Origin of the sequence: uncultured Aquincola sp. (genome assembly GCF_964001545.1) — a bacterium.
In the GTDB taxonomy this organism is placed as follows: Bacteria; Pseudomonadota; Gammaproteobacteria; order Burkholderiales; family Burkholderiaceae_C; genus Aquincola.
In genome coordinates this window covers 1-1,831 of sequence record NZ_CAXFDV010000221.1, presented here as the reverse complement: position 1 = coordinate 1,831, position 1,831 = coordinate 1, and the positions used below count along the sequence as shown (strand labels likewise).

2 protein-coding genes are annotated in these 1,831 nt (G+C 69.7%); one reads left to right on the top strand and one right to left on the bottom strand.

The genetic code is table 11. The annotated features are described in order from the left end of the window. A partial coding sequence (locus tag ABNT58_RS07675; RefSeq protein ID WP_348752912.1) for a 4-hydroxythreonine-4-phosphate dehydrogenase PdxA occupies positions 1-746 on the bottom strand: 746 nt, incomplete at its 3' end. Positions 747-889: 143 nt separating this feature from the next. Here ABNT58_RS07675 and ABNT58_RS07670 point away from each other — a divergent pair. Then, positions 890-1,705, top strand: coding sequence for a DeoR/GlpR family DNA-binding transcription regulator (locus ABNT58_RS07670; RefSeq protein WP_348752911.1), 816 nt, complete (start codon positions 890-892; stop codon positions 1,703-1,705). Positions 1,706-1,831: the final 126 nt, after the last annotated feature.

Sequence of the window (1,831 nt, the reverse complement as noted above, 5' to 3'; positions counted from 1 at the left end):
TTGATGAACACCGTGTCGCCCGGGATCGGGCCGCTGATGTCCACGCCGGTTTCGGCCGCAAAGCGCTCGATGGCCGGGCGCACCACCGCATCGTCTTCGCTGCCCAGGATGCCGCCTTCACCCGCATGCGGGTTCAGGCCCGCCACCGCGATGCGCGGCTGCGCAATGCCCAGCGAGCGCAGCGCCGCCAGCGTGACCTCGAACACCCGCTGCAGGCGCTGCGGCGTCACCCGCTTGGGCACTTCAGACAGCGCGCAGTGCGTGGTGACGTGCGACACCCGCATCGCGTCGTGCGCCAGCATCATCACCGCGTCGCGTTGGCCGGTGAGGTGGGCCAGCAGCTCGGTATGGCCTTCGAAATGATGGCCGGCCATGTGCAGCGCCTCTTTCGACAGCGGCGCGGTGACGATGGCATCGGCCTGGCCGCACTGGGCCAGCCGCACCGCACGTTCCACCGCGCGAAAGGCCCACTCGCCGCCGGCGGCGCTGACCTTGCCCACTTCCAGCCGATCGGTCACGGGGCCGACGTCGATGGCTTCGTACAGCGGCGTGGCCTGGCGGGGCAGATCCAGCTGCGCTTCGGCTTCTTCCAGCGCACGCGTGCTGCCCACCACCTGCAGCGCCAGCCGGCCCGAAGCGATGCGGTCGCGCATCGCATGGGCGGCCTTGACGATGATCTCGGGGCCGATGCCGGCCGGATCTCCCATCGTGATGGCGATTCGGGCAACGCCGGTATTCGTGGTCATGCGGGTTCCTTGTGACGGGCTGTGGCAGAAGATCCGCCACCGATGGCTGAAAGTATGCACATTCGCTCAAAAGCTTTCAAGATCTTCCACATAAGTGCAAACCCTTGCGGGTAGACTCACCACAATCTTTCAAAATCAAGCGCATGACAGCGAAACCCACCAGCCTCGAAGTCCTCCAGGGCGGCCTGCTGCCCGCCCAGCGCCGCCAGCGCATCGTCGAGTTCCTGCGCTCGCACGGCGCCGTCACGCTGCCGCAGCTGGAGCAGGCGCTGGCCGTCTCCCAGTCGACGTTGCGTCGCGACCTGGACGGCCTGGCGGCCGACGGCGTGGTGGAGCGCACGCACGGCGGCGCGCTGCTCAAGCAGCAGGGTTACAGCGCCTTCGAGCCCGACGCGCATGCCGCTACCGAGCTGTCGCCGGCCGAAAAGCGCGCCATCGGCATGGCGGCCGCCGCGGCGCTGGAGCCGCACCAGAGCGTGATCTTCGACAGCGGCACCACGGTGCTGGAAGCCGCGCGGGCGGTGGTGGCCCGCAACATCCCGCTGACCGCGGTCACCAACGACTTAGCCATTGCGCAGGTGCTGGGTGCGGCGCCCGGCATCCAGGTGCATGTGCTGGGCGGCCAGCTGCGGCCGGGCTTCACCACCGTGCTGGGGCCTTCGGTGATCGAAGGTGCGGCGGCCATCAGCGCCGACGTGCTGCTGTGCGGCGCGCATGCCGTCAACGCCGGCATGTTGAGCGAAACCTCGGCCGAAGTGGCCGCCGTCAAGCGCGCGTTCGCGCAATCGGCGCGGGTGCGGCGCCTGCTGGTCGATGCGTCCAAGTTCCGCGCGGCGGCGCTGATGCGGGTGCTGCCGCTGCGCACTTTCGACCAGGTGCTGACCGACGACGCGATCAGCGAGGCCGACGTGGAGCAGGTGCGCACGCTGGGCGTGGAGCTGCTGCGCGTGAAGCCATGAGCGCCCGCCTCCGGTTGCTGGCCGACGATCTGACCGGCGCGCTGGACAGCGCATCCGCCTTTGCCGGCAGCGTGCCGGTGGGGATAGGGCGCGTGCCCGTGGGCGCCGCAGCCGGCGTGGTGGCGG

Bases quoted from the DNA above. Each gene is read 5' to 3' on its own strand.
- ABNT58_RS07670 (WP_348752911.1), top strand. From the start codon at position 890: ATGACAGCGAAACCCACCAGCCTCGAAGTCCTCCAGGGCGGCCTGCTG.